Annotated in this window: 10 protein-coding genes; 9 read left to right on the top strand and 1 reads right to left on the bottom strand. The window is 34.2% G+C overall.

Annotated elements, in window-relative coordinates:
• The first annotated feature begins 55 nt into the window (after nt 1-55).
• From FN795_RS20735 to FN795_RS20715, 5 genes are all read left to right on the top strand, one after another.
• The gene (locus FN795_RS20735) at nt 56-3,349 is read left to right on the top strand and encodes a VCBS repeat-containing protein (protein ID WP_142452393.1); all 3,294 of its coding nucleotides are present in this window, start codon (nt 56-58) and stop codon (nt 3,347-3,349) included.
• A gap of 146 nt (nt 3,350-3,495) precedes the next feature.
• A complete protein-coding gene (locus FN795_RS20730; protein WP_142452392.1) occupies nt 3,496-3,984 on the top strand; it encodes a hypothetical protein in 489 nt (162 codons plus the stop codon).
• A gap of 43 nt (nt 3,985-4,027) precedes the next feature.
• The gene (locus tag FN795_RS20725) at nt 4,028-4,939 is read left to right on the top strand and encodes a hypothetical protein (protein WP_142452391.1); all 912 of its coding nucleotides are present in this window, start codon (nt 4,028-4,030) and stop codon (nt 4,937-4,939) included.
• Nucleotide 4,940: 1 nt separating this feature from the next.
• A complete protein-coding gene (locus FN795_RS20720; RefSeq protein WP_142452390.1) occupies nt 4,941-6,503 on the top strand; it encodes a phosphatase PAP2 family protein in 1,563 nt (520 codons plus the stop codon).
• A gap of 378 nt (nt 6,504-6,881) precedes the next feature.
• The gene (locus tag FN795_RS20715) at nt 6,882-9,047 is read left to right on the top strand and encodes a beta-glucosidase (RefSeq protein ID WP_142452389.1); all 2,166 of its coding nucleotides are present in this window, start codon (nt 6,882-6,884) and stop codon (nt 9,045-9,047) included.
• A 57-nt stretch (nt 9,048-9,104) separates the two neighbouring features.
• Here the strand turns inward: FN795_RS20715 and FN795_RS20710 are convergent, their stop codons facing one another.
• Complete coding sequence (locus FN795_RS20710; protein WP_154275394.1) at nt 9,105-10,634, bottom strand: MFS transporter; 1,530 nt, start codon at nt 10,632-10,634, stop codon at nt 9,105-9,107.
• A 220-nt stretch (nt 10,635-10,854) separates the two neighbouring features.
• On the opposite strand from FN795_RS20710, the gene FN795_RS20705 reads away from it, so the two are divergent.
• From FN795_RS20705 to FN795_RS20690, 4 genes are all read left to right on the top strand, one after another.
• Nucleotides 10,855-12,972 (top strand): thioredoxin domain-containing protein, encoded by a 2,118-nt coding sequence (locus tag FN795_RS20705; protein WP_142452388.1) that lies wholly within the window; start codon nt 10,855-10,857, stop codon nt 12,970-12,972.
• A gap of 609 nt (nt 12,973-13,581) precedes the next feature.
• Entirely contained in the window at nt 13,582-15,516 is a 1,935-nt protein-coding gene (locus tag FN795_RS20700; protein WP_142452387.1) for a glycoside hydrolase family 97 protein, read from the top strand.
• A 58-nt stretch (nt 15,517-15,574) separates the two neighbouring features.
• Entirely contained in the window at nt 15,575-16,537 is a 963-nt protein-coding gene (locus FN795_RS20695) for a glycoside hydrolase family 43 protein (protein ID WP_142452386.1), read from the top strand.
• Nucleotides 16,538-16,560: 23 nt separating this feature from the next.
• Nucleotides 16,561-18,120 (top strand): glycoside hydrolase family 43 protein, encoded by a 1,560-nt coding sequence (locus tag FN795_RS20690; protein ID WP_142452385.1) that lies wholly within the window; start codon nt 16,561-16,563, stop codon nt 18,118-18,120.

Here is an 18,120-nt window from a genome sequence, read left to right as displayed (position 1 = left end):
TCGGAGTTAAGAGGTTAATCCATTAGACAAATTGATAAATTTTAGAAATATAAAAATGAAAAACATAAATACGATAGCAGGTTTTTTGAGCATTGTGAGCTTACTAATACTTGCAAGCTGTTCTAAAGATTCTGATCAAAAGATCTTTACAACTTTAGATCGTTCTGATACAGGAATTGATTTCAGCAATAACCTGAAAGAAAATGATTCACTGAATTACTTTACCTACAACTATATTTATTTAGGAGGTGGAGTTGCAACAGGCGATATCAATAACGATGGTTTGGTTGATATTTATTTTACAGGAAATCAGGTTTCAAACAAATTATACTTAAACAAAGGAAATTTAAAATTTGAAGATATTACAGAAAAAGCTGGTGTAGGAGGCGATAGCCGTTGGTATACCGGAGTTACAATGGCCGATGTAAATGGAGACGGATTTTTAGATATTTATTGTAGCGTGGGAGGAAAATTTGGACCTAAAAACAACGAGCTATATATTAATAACGGAAATGGCACTTTTACAGAAAAAGCCAAAGAATACGGAATTGATGATATAGGAAACAGCGTTCAGGGAACTTTTTTTGATTATGATAAAGATGGTGATCTAGATTTGTTTGTTGCCAATTATCCGCCTACGAAATTTAATTCTGCAACGGGTGATTATGTCCAAATGATGCTTCATGTCAAAGACAATGAATCGGGGCATTTATACCGAAATGATGGAAATCATTTTACAAATGTTACCGAACAGGCAGGTGTAAAAAACTATGGTTTATCATTAAGCGCCACAGTGGGCGATTTAAATAATGATGGCTGGCCTGATATCTATGTTTCGAATGACTTCAACTCACCAGATTTCTTATACATAAACAATCAGGACGGAACATTCAAGGAAGTGGTAAAAGAAGCAATGGCGCATAATTCATTTTACGGAATGGGCGTTGATATTTCAGATTTCAATAACGATGGAAATTTAGATCTTTTTCAGGTTGACATGGACGCAAAGGACAATCGCCGTAAAAAGGCAAACATGTCTAGTATGAATCCGAAACTTTTTTGGGATGTAATTGATGCCGGTTTTAATTATCAATACATGCACAATTGTATGCAGTTAAATACGGGTGTTTATGAAAACGGGATTCCGCATTTTGGCAATGTATCGCGTATCACAGGAACATCTTCTACAGATTGGAGCTGGGGACCTTTATTTGCCGATTTTGATAACGACGGAAATAAAGATTTGTTTGTAACTAACGGAACAAGGAGGGAAATCAACAACAATGATTTCTTTCATAGCCTTGAAACGTTAAATCTAAAACCAAAAGATTTGCTGAAAAAATCACAGGAAATTCCATCTGAGAAAATCGATAATTTCATGTTTCAAAATAATGGAAATTTAAATTTTGAGCAGGCAAATAAAAAATGGGGAATTGAATATAAAGGTTTTTCAAATGGCGTTGCTTACGTTGATTTAGATAACGATGGCGACTTGGATATTGTAGTAAATAATATCGACGATTATGCATCAGTTTTCGAAAATTCAAGTTCAAAACTAAACAATTATGTCAAAGTAGATTTCAAAGGCAATTCAAAAAATGTTTATGGTCTTGGTAATCGTGTTTATGTGAGAACCAAAAAGGGAACTCAAATGCAAGAACTTACTTTAACAAGAGGATTTCAGTCATCAGTTGCTCCTGAACTGCATTTTGGTGTTGGTAAAGAAAATACAATTGACGAAGTAAAAGTGGTTTGGACAAATGGCAAAGTGCAAAAGTTAAACAATGTAAAAGCCAATCAAACGCTTCATTTAAAAGAGCAAGATGCGAAAGAAGAAGCAGTAGCATCTTCAGCTCCTAAAAATCAATTATTTGCAACTGAAACCAAAGTTTTTCCAGTTTTTAAACATGAAGAAAATAAATACGATGATTTTAAAGATCAGGTTTTATTGCCTCATAAAATGTCAACTTTCGGCCCTGTGATTGCTGTTGGAGATTTGAATAAAGATGGTCTTGACGATTATTTCATTGGAGGTTCAGCAACTTATTCCGGAAAAATGTTTTTTCAGACTAAAAATGGTTTTGTCGAAAAGAATATTCCTGCATTGGAACTGGATAAAGCGAGTGAAGATACAGGAGCATTAATTTTTGATGCTGATAATGATAGAGATAACGATTTGTATGTAGTGAGTGGTGGTTACGAGTTTTTGATTAATGACCCAAAATTACAAGACAGATTATATATCAACAACGGAAAAGGTGATTTTGCTAAAGCTCCAGCCGGAGTATTGCCATCAATGTTGGTAAGTGGTTCAAAAGTGTATCCAATCGATTATGATAAAGATGGAAAGCAGGATCTTTTGGTTTTAGGAAGACAAGTTCCGGGACAATATCCTTCGCCAACAACAACTTATTTGTTGCACAATATCAGCACTTCAACACAACCAAAATTTGAAATTTCTAAAAAAACTCCTAAAGAATTCATTAATCTCGGAATGGCAACAAGTGCCGTAATTACAGATATAAACAATGATAAATTAGATGATATTATTGTTGTTGGTGAATGGATGCCGATCCGAATTTTTCAAAATTCAAAAGCAGGTTTCAAAGAGGTTACAAAAGAAATGGGACTTAATGATGACACGACAGGCTGGTGGTGGAGCATTCAGCAAGGCGATTTTGACAAAGATGGCGACATGGATTATATCGTTGGAAATAATGGCTTGAATTACAAATACAAAGCTACTCCCAATGAGACTTTTGACATTTTTGTGAAAGATTTTGACAATGATAAACACAAAGATATTGTACTAAGCTATTACAATGATGGAAAACAATATCCAGTTCGTGGACGCGGTTGTTCGTCACAGCAAATTCCGAATATCAAGAAGAAATTCAAAGATTACGAAAGTTTTTCAGAAGCGACTTTGGTTGATGTTTATACCGAAAAATCACTTAAAGAAGCCTTGCATTATAAAGTGAAATCTTTTGCCAGTATTTATTTAGAAAATAGGAACGGAAAATTTGTTATTCATGAACTGCCTGTTGAAGCACAGCTTAGCTGTATCAATCAAATAATGATAGATGATTATGACAAAGACGGAAATCTAGATGCGTTGATTACAGGAAACATGTACAATTCTGAAGTCGAAACACCTCGAAACGATGCCGGTCATGGATTGTTTTTAAAAGGGAATGGAAAAGGAAAATTCAAATCGGTAACAGCAGTTGAAAGCGGATTTTTTACTCCGGGAGACGTTAAAAACATGGAAAAAATAAAAGTACAAGGAAAAACATATCTCTTAGTCACCAAAAACAATTCGTTTTTGCAAAGCGTCAGGATTAATTAAAAGTAAAAAACAAGTCAGGAAAAAATTCTAAACTCTGATTTTGAGTTCAAGCCTGACTTTTAAAAACAATACTTACAGTGTCATATAGACATTGTAAGTATTGTTTTTAGACATTCCTAAATTAATAATCCAAAATTTGAAGAAAAATGAAAACTACTTTTAATTCTTTCTATTTCTCATTAAGTGATAAAATAGGAAAACATGGTGTTTACTTAATGCGTTTGGCTCTTGTTATCATTTACATTTGGTTTGGACTTCTTAAAATCTTCGGCCTTAGTCCTGCAGGTGACATGGTGGCAAAAACGGTTTTTTGGTTAAAGCCAGAATTTTTTATTCCAATTCTTGGAACTTGTGAAGTATGTATAGGATTGGGATTGCTCTTTAGAAAATTAATTCCGGTAACTATTGTGCTGTTATTATTGCACATGACGGCAACGCTATCTACTTTTTTCATTCTAAAATCCAGCTGTTTTGAAATCTTTCCGTATGAACCAACATTGGCGGGACAGTATATTATCAAGAATATTGTCTTGGTTGCAGGAGCGCTGGTTATTGCCGGAAAATACAACGAGGATTATTATACAGCAATGAGTTTGAAAAAAGAGCAGGAAAAGTTTACTGCAAATGCTGAATGAGTAAACTGAAACAAACTATTAACCAACAAAAACAAATTTAAAAATGAAAAAAATATACTTGTGCTTTTTCTTCCTAATTCCCGTTATGATGAACGCACAAACTGATATAGATGCGCTTATGATGAAGAAAAATGATTTTTGCTTTGGAGCGGTTTATCAATACAGTAGTTGGGATAAATATTGGGAGGGAACCTTTAAAAGAGAAAATCTTAACCTTGGGACTGTATCTTCGCAAGGTCCTGCTTTTATGGGGGATTATGGAATATTAGACAAGTTAAATTTCCTTTTAACTGTTCCCTATATTGAAACCAAAGCGACCGCTGGAACTATGAAAGGTCAAAAAGGAATACAGGATTTAACTTTCACTCTAAAATACATGCCAATAAAAAAGAATATTGGTAATGTCCAGTATTCCTTAATTGTTTTGGGAAGTTATTCAACACCTGGATCAGATTATGCCGCTGATTATTTGCCATTAAGCCTTGGTCTTGAGAGCAATACCGGAACACTTAGATTGATGGGAGATGTTCAGTATAACCACTTTTTTGCTACGTTATCTGGAGCTTATGTGAAAAGAGGAAACATCACAATTGATAGAAATTCTTATTTAGATAATGAAATTCATTATACTAATGAAGTAGATATGCCAGATTTAATAAATGTAAATTTTAGATTCGGATACCGTTCCTCAAAACTGATTGCAGAAGCTATTATCGATAATTCGGTGACACAATCTGGAGGTTTTGACATTACAAAAAACAACATGCCTTTTCCAAGCAATACGATGAATGCTTTTAAATTGGGTGTGAATGGAAAATATACGGTTATAAAACAACCTGAATTAGCCATTGTTGGTGGATATAATGTAGTAACAGAAGGCAGAAATGTTGGAGAAGCAACTTCATTCTATGGAGGCATTTTCTATCTGATTAATTTTAATAAGAAAAACAACTAAGATGAAAAAGAGTATTCAAAATATAGCATTTAAAAGTCTGATAATTTTACTTTTAGGCATTGGACTAATATATTCCTGTGATGATGATATTGCACAGCGAAATGAAGAATTTCCACAATTAAATCCGAAAAATACTGATGTTGAAGCCGGCACTTGGAAAACATATCTTTTAACTGCGCCCGATCAATTTTCAATAGATGCGCCAGTAGCGACAAATTCAGCTGCATATACCAGAGAAATCAATGAAATAAAGAGCTTTCAGGTTGATATTACAAAAGAACAAAAAAGAATAATAGAGTATTGGAGTGCCGGCAGTGTGCTTCGTTGGAATGAAATTTTGCGAACTTTGGTCGCACGACACAATCGTCCACCGTATCAAAATGAAGATGGAACGTATCCAGCACCTTCAGCAGCAAATCCGTTTGCTTATCCTCAATTTCCATTTTCTAATCCTCCTTATGCGGCGAGAGCTTATGCGTATGTAAGCGCTGCTCAATACGATGCTCTCGTTGCTGCTTGGCATTTTAAAAAGCTTTACAACAGAGCGGCACCTTATACTGTTGATCCGAGTTTGCAGGTTCTAATTCCTAAAAGCACTTTGCCATCTTATCCTTCAGAAGATGCTGTAGTGACGGGAGTTACCGTTGAACTTTTGAAATTATTATTTCCAACTGAAATCGCTTATGTAAACGAAAAAGCCGAAGAAGAAAAATTATATCGCATTATCAGTGGTGCCAATGTTCGCTCTGATGTTGATGCCGGAATAATTTTAGGAAGAAAGGTTGCGGCAAAATTCATCACTCGTGCTTCAACAGATGGAGCGGGAGCAGCTATTGGTACGCCAGCAATTTGGGCAGCATTTGAAACTGAAACTGCAGCAAAAGGAGAAATTCCGTGGAAATCATTAGAAGTACCGGCAAGACCTCCAATGTTGCCATTATTCGGAAAAGTAAAATCATTTTTAATGACAGAAGCTGATGTTGTTGCAAATCGTCCGCCTGCACCGCCATCCACAAAATCTGAAGCTTTTGCCAAAGAATTAGCCGAGATTAAAAGTTTCAGTCAGGACAAGTCTCGTGAACATTTGGAAATTGTGAGTTTTTGGGCTGACGGAGTAGATACTTACACGCCTCCAGGACATTGGAACGCTATAGCTTCTGAAACTTTTGTACAGCAATCGTATAGCGAAGTTCGCTGGGCAAGAAATTTGGCTTTATTAAATGTTGCCATGATGGATGCTGCGATTAGCTGCTGGGACGCAAAATACGTCTACTTCAATCCACGTCCATGTCAAATGGATCCTTCGATTAAAACCACTATAGGAGTTCCTAATTTCCCAGCGTATGTTTCGGGACATTCTACTTTTAGTGCTGCTGCCAGTACCGTTTTATCGCATTTTGTTCCTGCTAAAAAAACGGAATACGAAGCTATGGCACTTGAAGCATCAAATTCAAGAATGTATGGTGCTATACATTACAGAAGTGATTGCGAAAAAGGATTAACACTTGGTAAAAAAGTGGCTGGATTTGCTGTTGCAAGGGCAACAACAGATGGCGCTGAATAATCAAATAATAATTATTTTTTTTAGGTTGTTTTCCAATTTTGAACCCGACAGGTTTCTAAAACCTGTCGGGTTTTATTTTCATGTTAATCTTTTTATATTAAAAATAACAAGCCAAAAAAATCTTTACGTATCGATTATTTGAAATTCTGTAAAAAATAAAATTGAGAAGTAATGTTATTAATTTTTGTGTTGAGTTTAGATTTTTATGCAATTATTTCATGCAAGTTTGCTTCATTTCTTATAGAAAATGCACGATTTGTTAGATTCTGATATACCGCATTGCTTTACTTTTGGAAGCTTGTTTAAAGATTTTTTTCTCTTATATCATTATAACCAAATTATCAATCTTGACCAAAAAGTTTTTTAAAAATATATAAAATGAAATTTAAAATTAGAACTATTATGTTGTTTTCACTATTCTTTCAAACTGCTTTTTCACAAACCGATGCCGTAACTGAAAAGAAGATCCAACATTTGATAAAAAAAATGACTTTGAAGGAAAAAGTGGGTATGTTGCATGGAAACTCTAAATTTTATACTTCAGAAATAAAACATCTTCGAATTCCGGAATGGGCATTGTCAGATGGTCCACATGGAGTCAGAGCAGAAATGAATCGTCATAATTGGCAATATACTGGGCAAACAGATGATGCTTCTACTTCTTTCCCTCCGGGAACTGCAATGGCAGCAAGCTGGAATTTAGATTTGGCAAAACAGCGCGGTATCGTTTTGGGTGAAGAAGCCCGTTTTCGTAAAAAAGATGTTTTGCTCGGACCCGGAATCAATATTATTCGTTCTCCGCTTTGTGGACGAAACTTTGAATATTTGAGCGAAGATCCATTTCTTATTTCTCAACTTTCAATAAGTTATATCAAAGCTTTGCAGACTCAGGATGTTGCTGCTTGTGTGAAGCATTTTGTAGCAAATAACCAAGAAGAAAATCGTTTTGTTATTGATGTTAATATGAGCGAACGTGCTTTTCGCGAAATTTATTTACCTGGTTTCAAATCGTCGATTGTTGATGCTGGAGTATTGGGAGTTATGGGAGCCTATAACAAATTTAGGGGTGAATACTGCACCGAAAATACTTATTTAGGCCGAACAATTCTTAGGGATGAATTCAAATTCAAAGGCGTTTATATGTCGGATTGGGATGCTGTGCATAGTACTGAAAAAGCGGCATTAGCTGGTTTAGATTTGGAAATGGGAACTGAAAAAGAAAATTATGATGAATGGTATTTTGCAGATCCACTCATTAAGGCAGTACAGGAAGGACACATAAAAGAAAGTGTAGTAGATGAGAAAGTAGCGAATATTTTACGAGTTATGATTAAAACCAAAGTTTTAGATCCTAAAACACGAATAACAGGTTCTATAAATACAAAAGAACACCAGCAAGCCGCTTATCGCTCTGCTGTCGAAGCGGTTGTTCTATTAAAAAATGAAAATCAAACTTTGCCTTTAAATATGAGTGCTTTAAAATCGGTTGCAATTATTGGAGATAATGCGACGCGCACGCATTGTGGTGGCGGATTTAGTTCGGAAATAAAAGCATTATATGAAGTAACGCCACTTCAGGCTATTACCGAAAAATATGGAAAATCGTTGCAAATAAATTTTTCGCAAGGATATGAAAAACAATCGCATGTTGTGGAAAGGAGCAGTAATGGCCAATTAAATACAGATAAAGTAGATTGGAAATTAATTGACGAAGCTGTAGCTCAGGCAAAAAAATCGGATGTAGCGATTGTTTTTGCAGGATTAAACCATGATTTTGATTCAGAATCATTTGACCGACTTCATATGCGTTTGCCTTACGGACAAGAAACTTTGATTCAGGAAGTAGCCAAAGCAAATCCTAAAACCATTGTTGTGATTATTGCCGGTTCGCCACTTGAATTGGCTGGAATTGAATCGAGAGTTCCTGCCTTGGTTTGGGGATGGTACGGTGGAATGGAAGCCGGAAATGCTGTAATTGATGTACTGAGCGGTAAAGAATTTCCTTCAGGAAAACTGCCTTTTACTATTCCTGCGACCTTAAGCCAATCACCAGCACATGCTTTAGGAGCGTATCCGGGCCATGATTTAAAGGTGAATTATGATGAAGATATTTTGGTTGGTTACCGCTGGTTTGATACCAAAGAAATTAAACCTCAATATCCTTTTGGTTACGGATTGTCTTATACTTCTTTTGAAATCTCAAATGTTGCTTCAGATAAAAAAGTCTATAGTTTAAATGATGAAATAGTATTGAAATTTGATATTAAAAATACAGGAAAAACAAATGGAGCAGAAGTTGTTCAATTATATGTGGGACAAACAAATGCGTCAGTCTTAAGGCCAAAAAAGGAATTAAAAGCATTTGATAAAATATTTCTGAAGGCAGAAGACAGCAAAACCATTGATCTAAAAGTAAAGGTTAAAGATCTGGCTTTTTACGATGAGAAAACTTCCAGCTGGAAAGTTGAAACTGGTGAATTTGTACTTTATACGGCTACATCAGCGAAAGATATCGTAAGCAGTCTGAAGATTATGGTACAATGATCAACATTAAAAAAATTAAAATTATGACGGTGTTTTATGACTGTCATAATTTTAATTTTATCTTCTTTCTCTTAAGTCATTTTCGATCTGAATTTCCATTTTTTTATCTATTTTGTAAAAGCACAACATAACAGCGCTTATAATAAAAATAAAGCCCGGATAAATACTGATAGAAAGTTTAATTCCTTCGACTGCAGCCGGAACCTGATTAACTTCTTCGGCTACATAACCGTATTTAGATAAAAATGCGGCGCCCAATGCACCACCAATACTAATTCCAATTTTTAATCCAACAAGCATGGCCGAAAAGACGGTAGCAGTTGCTCTTCGATGGTTTTTCCATTCGCTATAATCTGCCACATCAGCAATCATAGCCCACAATAAAGGAATGGTAACACCATAAATAAATCCGTGCGCTAATTGCGTCAGAAAAACGATCTCAATAGCTGTTCGGCTGTAAAAATTAAAAAGCAACAGACTTATAGCAGACAAAAAAATAAAACTGATGTAAATGTTTCTTTTTCCAAAGGCATCTGCGAGTGATTTCGAAAATAAAATGCCCAAAATCATAAAAAGAATTCCGCCCGCATTAAAAAGGCTAAATGCAGAAGTAGCAACATCCTTTGGCCATTGAAAATCAACTAATCCCATGGTTGTCAATGAAGTATTCAGATCATGAATAAATGCTGTAAAACCAATATCATTCAAAAAGACGGTTTGAGCGGCTGAATCTAAATAATATTTAAAATAAAACACATACATCCCGCCTTTTAAGGACAAGGTTATAAAAACTAAAATTGTGACCAGCAACATAACGAGCCAAGGACCGTTTTTAGACAAATCAATAAAATCCTGCTTTACTGAAGATTCTTGGTTTTTTGATGGTCGAATTCTTTCTTTGGTTGTAAAAAAAGTGATCAGCAAACAAATTGTGCCTATTACAGCAAATAAAATCATCGTATTTTTAAAACCAACTGCTTTATCACCATGACCAAAAATCAAGACTAAGGGCAATAAAAGGGACTGAATCACAAATTGAGCAATCATTACTGCTACAAAACGATAGGAAGAAAGGCTATTTCTTTCTTTCATTTCACCAGTTAAAACTCCACCTAAGGCAACATAAGGCAAATTATTTGCTGAGTAGATTAAGACTAGAAAAAAGTAAGTAAGTAAGGTATAGATGATTTTACCTGTTTCGTTAAAATTTGGCGTTAAAAAAGTCAGAACAGAACCAATTCCAAAAGGTAATGCAGTCCATAAAATCCAGGGTCTGAATTTTCCCCATTTTGTTTGGGTACGATCAGCAACAATACCCATAAAAATATTAAAGAAAGCACCGATAAAACCGCCAATAAAAATAATAATACTTGCTGTACCGGCAGGAATTTTATAAACATCAGTATAAAAGAAAGCTAAAAAAGTAAGCAAAGTTTGAAAAATCAAATTTGCTGCAAAATCTCCCAAACCGTAGCCTATTTTTTCTATTACAGAAAGTTTTTCAGATGTTTTACTAATGCTTATGTATTGTTTTTTGCTTCTATCTGTGAATTGGTTTATCGTTAAAATAGTATTGAGTTTTTTCATTTGCAAAAATTTCCTTCTTTAATAATTTGAATAAAATGCTACTTGTAAAAATAGCTTGAAAGTTCAAATAAGATTGTCACTTTTGAAGCCTTTAATAGAACATTTGAAGCATTCTTTCGTTTCGATAAATCTTTTAAATATAAATTGCTATTTTAGCTTCATAAGTTTTAAAAGCTTCTAAAATTCAAATCATTATAATCACTTTTACATTTCGTTTTTTATGCGCATTCTCTACCTTTTACTACTTGTTTCCTGCTTTTTTTTCAGTTGCAATAAAAAACAGGAAGACAAAGAATATCATAAATATACGAATGATTTGATCAATGAGACGAGTCCGTATCTTTTGCAGCATGCGCACAATCCTGTAAATTGGAAAGCATGGAATAAAGAAGCGTTGGATCAGGCAAAAAAAGAAAATAAACTGATTATTATTTCGGTAGGATATTCTTCTTGTCACTGGTGTCATGTTATGGAAAAGGAAAGTTTTGAAAACGATTCTGTTGCCAAATTAATGAATGACAATTTCATCAGTATAAAAGTAGATAGGGAAGAACGCCCAGACATTGACCAGATCTATATGAATGCCGTACAATTGATGACTGGCGAAGGCGGATGGCCATTAAATTGTATTGCGCTTCCTAATGGTCGTCCAATTTTTGGCGGAACTTATTTCACTAAAGAACAATGGACAAAAGCTTTAACCGAAATTTCTAATTTATATAAGAAAGACCCAAATAAGGCAAGTGAGTATGCAGACAAATTAGTAAAAGGAATTCAAGAATCGCAGTTGATTGCTGTCAATAATAAAGATGTCAATTTTAATAAAACCGAAATTTCGGCTGCTGTAAAATTATGGAAAGAACATTTAGATTATAAAGATGGAGGTTTAGTTGGTCAAACCAAATTTCCAATGCCGGCTTCTTTGCAATTTTTGCTTCGTTATGGTGTTCAGAATAAGGATAAATCAATTCAGAATTTTGTTGACAATACACTAACAAAAATGGCTGATGGTGGAATGTATGATGCAATTGGAGGAGGATTTTCAAGATATTCAGTAGATGCGAATTGGCATATTCCTCATTTTGAAAAAATGCTGTATGATAATACGCAATTAGTAAGTTTATATTCCGATGCTTATTTGGTTTCAAAAAATGAACATTATAAAAAAACAGTTTATGAGACTCTGGATTTTGTAGAAAAAGAACTTATGGCACCGAACGGAGCATTTTATTCTTCTATAGATGCTGATAGCAAAAACAAAGAAAATAAAATAGAAGAAGGCGCTTATTATGTTTGGGATAAAAAAGAATTGCAAGTTTTATTAAAATCAGATTACCCGCTTTTTCAGAAATATTATAATATTAATGAACACGGTTTATGGGAAAACCAAAAATATGTCTTGTTTAAAAATCAGTCAGATAAAGATTTTGCTGCCAAAAATAAATTGACTTCAGCGCAATTGGATTCAAAAATTAAAAATTGGAAACAAATACTTGTATCAGCAAGAAACAAAAGATCCCGACCACATGTAGACGATAAAACATTGACTTCATGGAATGCTTTAATGATAAAGGGTTATGTAGCTGCATATCGAGCATTTAAAAATCCACATTATAAAGAAATCGCTTTAAAAAGTGCCAATTTTATTGTCGACAATCAATTACAAAAAGATGGAAGTTTGAATCATAGTTATAAAGAAGGCAAAAGCAGTATTTCTGGTTTTTCTGAAGATTATGCTACCGTTGCTGATGCATTTATTTCGTTATACGAAATTACGCTTGACGAGAAATGGCTAACTAAATCCAAACAATTAACAGATTATGCGATAAAACATTTTCAGGATGAAAAATCAAATCTGTTCTATTTTACATCAAAGACTTCTGCAAATTTGATTGCTAGAAAAATGGAAATTGTAGACAATGTTATTCCGAGTTCCAACTCAATTTTGGCACATAATTTATTTTTATTAGGACATTATTATTCTAATGATATATATACAAAAATGTCGCAAAGCATGTTGAATAATGTAAAAGTTAATGCCTTGGAGTCACCGATGGAATATTATAATTGGTTGGATTTAATGCTCAATTATACAAATGATTATTTTGAAGTTGCCATATCAGGAAAAGATGCTGTGGCTAAAACAAATCAACTTCAAAGTTATTATTTGCCCAATATTCTAATTGCAGGATCCGCAAAAGAAAGTAAACTTCCTTTGTTAGAAGACCGTTTTGTCGAAAATGAAACCTACATATATATATGTGTAAACAAAGCTTGTAAAAAACCTGAAGTAGAAATTGCAACTGCGGTTGGTAAAATTAATCGTACTATTAAATAGTGGTGTAAATACTATTTCAATACTGCTGATTAATAATGTTTTACTAGTAAAAAAGTGGCCAATTTCTTTTACGACTTTTTCAAAGAATATTTAGTAATAGTTTTAAATCTGTAATTTTTTTCTGAAAGAATCAGTCTAAATACGAATATTCTATTTTATTGGCATAAAAAAGATATATATGATTTTTTTACAACTGTTTTTTTATTAAAAATTAATGATTTTTATTACACAACCGGTTGTTTTATGGTTTTATTTTTTATATTTGTAATAAATACACTTATTCAGGAATGCCAAATAAATTCAAGTTTAAAGGGGGAACACGGCATAACACATTAAATGTTGATTGATAGCAAGACATTTTGAATAAGAAAAGAAGTTCGAATTATAATTAAAGTTCCTAAATATCTCGCTTTTAGTTCGCTAAATATTGAAAAATAAGAATTGGTTTAAAAAGTTGATGGTGTGTTATAAGTGTTATTTTACAGAATCTATTTATAACTGAGTGCCTTAGTTTTTAAATCGTAAAGCCGGAAGCTTAATCCCTTTCGGCTTTTTCATTACGCTACAATTATACTATCTGAAATAGTACTAATCGAATTATTTAAAATCATGAAATTAAAAATTATTGTACTGCTTTTTGCTTTATTAAATTGGTCACAAAGCTGGTCGCAAAATATCATTTTGCAATCACCAAATAAAAAAATCATAACTGGTTTGCATGTTGCTGATTTGAATACCAAAGGGGAATGTTATTTGCAAGTGTCGTATAAAGTGAATCAGATAATCGAAATAATTCCGAAGATCAATTTAGGAATTTTAAGAAGTGATCAGGATTTTTCAAAGGAACTTCGTTTTTTAAAAGCAACAAAGCCAAAACTAATTAATGATCGATATGAACTTCCATTTGGGAAAAAGTCTGTGCGTGAAAATTCGGCGAACGAAATAACTGTTTTTTTTGAAAATCCGAGCAAAGCCAAATTAAATCTTATCATAAGAACGTATAATGATGGCATTACATTTCGTTATGAATTTCCAGAAAAAAAAGGTTCGTTTATAATTAATGATGAATTAACGGCGTACCAAATACCAAAAGAAAATAAACGATGGTTGGAAAAGTGGAATCCGGCCAATGAAGGATTATACGCTTCATCCAGTGATGATAAAATACTTCAGCAAGAATGGTGTTATCCAGCATTATTTAATTCCTCAGATAAATCATGTTGGTTTTTATTACATGAAGCCGATTTAAATCGCACTTATTGCGGCACAAAATTAAGCAACACAACAGACATCAATACCTACAAGCTTACATTTCCTGATCAACAGGATGCGAGAGGTACTGGCGAATCGAAACCAAAAATTTCACTTCCGTGGAAGTCACCATGGAGAGTCATTACGATAGGAAGTTTAGGTGCTATTGTAGAAAGTACTTTAATCGATGATGTATCGACTCCAACTGCTTTTAAAACTACTGATTGGGTAAAACCCGGAAAAGTTTCCTGGAATTATTGGTCAAGCAATCACGGAACGAAAGATTACAAAATTGTATGCAAGTTTACAGATTTAGCTTTAGAAATGAATTGGCCTTATACGCTTTTAGATTGGGAATGGGATGCTATGGCAAACGGCGGAAATCTAGAAGATGCTTTAAAATATATCCATTCAAAAGGGATAAAACCTTTGATGTGGTATAATTCTGGAGGAGATCACACATGGGTTCCATCTACGCCGAAAGACCGAATGCTGACGCATAAAAATAGAGTAGAAGAATTTACAAAACTTAAAAAACTGGGTGTTGCCGGGGTTAAAGTTGATTTTTTCGAAAGCGAAAAACAGGATATGATCAACTATTATTTGGATATTTTAGAAGATGCCGCCCAATTTGAAATCATGGTCTATTTTCATGGCTGTATTGTACCGCGTGGCTGGTCAAGAACTTATCCAAATTTAATGACTTATGAAGCTGTACGCGGAGCGGAATGGTACAATAATGGTCCAGATTTTTCGACCACAGCGCCAGAACATAATACCATTTTGCCTTTTACAAGAAATGTAGTAGGGGCAATGGATTATACTCCCGTGACTTTTACCAGTTCTCAGTTTCCACATCACACTTCTTATGGACATGAATTGGCGCTTTCCGTACTTTTTGAGTCTCCTTTCCAACATTTTGCAGACAGGCCTGAAGGATATTACCAATTACCTGACGAGGCGAAAAACTTCTTAAAAGAAGTTCCAACAACGTGGGATGCAACCAAACTTATAGATGGTTATCCAGGCAAAGATGTGATAATGGCGCGCAGAAAAGGAGGCTCTTGGTACATTGGCGGAATTAGTGCCTCTGAGCGTGAAGAGCTTACAAAAGAAATCAAACTGGATTTTTTAGATGAAGGGATTGATTATCGTGCCGTTGTTATTGCAGATGGAAAACACGATAAAGCATTTTCTTTTCAAGTTTTGGAAGTAAATAAGGATAAAACTATTGAAGTGAAATTACTTCGAAGAGGAGGCTTTGTGATTTCCTTAATTCCCATAAATAAATAGTTTCAAATTAGTAAACAATACGATCAATAACTATAAAACCAAACCGAAAACCATGATAATGAAAAAAACAATTAGAATAGTATTTATGCTAATGTGCTTTTTATCAGTAATAAAAATGAAAGCGCAAAATCCTATTATCAAAGATATTTTTACTGCTGATCCCGCTCCAATCGTGCATAAAGGAACATTGTATTTATATACAGGCCATGACGTGGCAACGGAACAAGATACCAATTATAAAATGGCCGATTGGCATGTATTTTCTACAACCAACATGAAAGATTGGAAAGATCATGGAGCATTGCTATCGCCAAGTACATTTTCATGGGCAACCGGAGATGCTTATGCCGCTCAATGTATTGAAAGAGATGGAAAATTCTATTGGTTTGTCTCTACATTTCATAAAAAAGATGATAGAAGTGGAGGTGGTGCAGCAATAGGGGTAGCTGTTTCGGATAGTCCTATTGGGCCTTTTAAAGATGCAATTGGCAAAGCGCTTATTATAAATGAAATGACAACAGACATGAAATACGCTTGGGACGATATTGACCCGACTGTTTTTGTTGATGATGATGGCCAAGCCTATATGTTTTGGGGAAATGGAAGCTGTAAATGGGTCAAAATTAAAAAGAACATGACAGAATTGGATGGGGAGATAACTACTTTCAAACCTAAAAATTATATCGAAGGACCTTGGGTTTATAAAAGAAAAGGGCTTTACTATTTAGTATATGCCAGCGCAGGAACCAAACCAGAAATGATAGAATACTGCACGGCTAAAAGCATTACAGGACCATGGACCTATCAAGGTATTATTCAGGAAAATGTGCAAAATAGTTTTACCACACATCCCGGTATTATTGACTTTAAAGGCAAATCATATTTTTTCTATCATAACGGAAGTCTGCCAACGGGTGGAAGCTACAGACGCTCTATTTGTGTAGATTATATGCATTATAATAAAGACGGAACGATTCAGAAAATAATACAAACAACTGAAGGTATAGGCAAAATCAAGTAATATGGATTTTAATTTTTTATGTTATGAAAAAAAGAATTAGCTTGATTTTTACCTTCCTCATTTTGATTGTTCAGATGACTGCTTCAGCGCAAGGAAAAAAAGCTCAAAATCCGATAATTTTTTCTGATGTGCCCGATCTTTCTATTATAAGAGTTGGTAAAAATTATTACATGAGCAGCACTACAATGCACATGAGTCCGGGTTTGCCTATTATGAAATCTAAAGATTTGGTTAATTGGACATTAATAAATTATGCCTATGATACTTTGGCAGATATGCCCGAATTAAATTTAACAGATGGAAAAAGTACCTACGGAAGAGGTTCATGGGCAAGCAGTTTGCGTTTCCACAAAGGAACTTATTATGTGACAACTTTTGCACAGACCACCGGTGAAACCTATATTTTTAAAACAAAAGATATAGAAAAAGGAAATTGGCAAAGGGTTTCTTTTGAACCTGCTTATCACGACCATTCCTTGTTTTTTGATGACGATGGAAAAGCATATTTGATTTACGGAACGGGTCAAATCAAATTAGTAGAACTAAACGATGACTTAACTGGAATCAAACAAAATGCTCCTGAAAAAATCATTATAGAAAATGCCAGTGAACCCGCTGGAAATATTATTATGCTGAGAGCCGAAGGTTCACAATTATTCAAAATTAAAGGAAAATATTATTTATTTAATATCTGTTGGCCGAAAGACGGAATGCGAACTGTGATTATACATAAAGCAGATAATATCACAGGTCCTTGGGAAGGAAAAATAGGCTTGCAGGATTTAGGTGTTGCACAAGGCGGACTTATTAATACTACTGATGGACGCTGGTTCTCTTATCTTTTTCGTGATTTTGGCGCTGTTGGCAGAATTCCATATTTAGTCCCAGTAAAATGGGAAAACGATTGGCCAATTTTGGGTAAAAACAATAAAGTTCCAAAAACCTTAGACTTGCCATCCAATAAAAGTTTAATTCCGAATTTGGTTGCTTCTGATGAATTTAATCGAAAGAAAGGGCAAGAAACGCTGCCATTAGTTTGGCAATGGAATCATAATCCTGATAATGCACTTTGGTCTTTAAAAGAAAGAAAAGGATTTCTGCGTCTAAAAACAGGAAGAATTGATACTGATTTTCTCCAGGCAAGAAATACACTTACACAACGTACTATCGGTCCAACGAGCAAAGCTTCTGTTTTATTGGATGTTTCACAAATGAAAGAAGGAGATTTTGCAGGCTTGAGTGCCTTGCAAAAAGAGTACGGTTTGGTAGGAGTAAAAGCTGAAAAGGATCAAAAAGTTGTAGTTATGGAAAATACTATTAAGGATAAACCGGTTGAAATACAACGAATTCCTTTGCTTCAAAATCAGGTTTATTTAAAGATCGAATGTGATTTTACCAATAAAAAAGATGAAGCAAGTTTCTTCTATAGTTTAGATGGAAAAGTTTGGAATCCGATAGGTGAAACTTTAAAAATGAAATATACACTTCCTCACTTTATGGGTTATCGTTTTGGATTGTTCAATTATGCAACAAAAAATATTGGCGGATATGTAGATTTTGACTGGTTTCGAATTAATTATTAA

Origin of the sequence: Flavobacterium resistens (genome assembly GCF_900182645.1) — a bacterium.
In the GTDB taxonomy this organism is placed as follows: domain Bacteria; phylum Bacteroidota; class Bacteroidia; order Flavobacteriales; family Flavobacteriaceae; genus Flavobacterium; species Flavobacterium resistens.
This window is presented reverse-complemented; position numbering and strand designations above follow the sequence as displayed.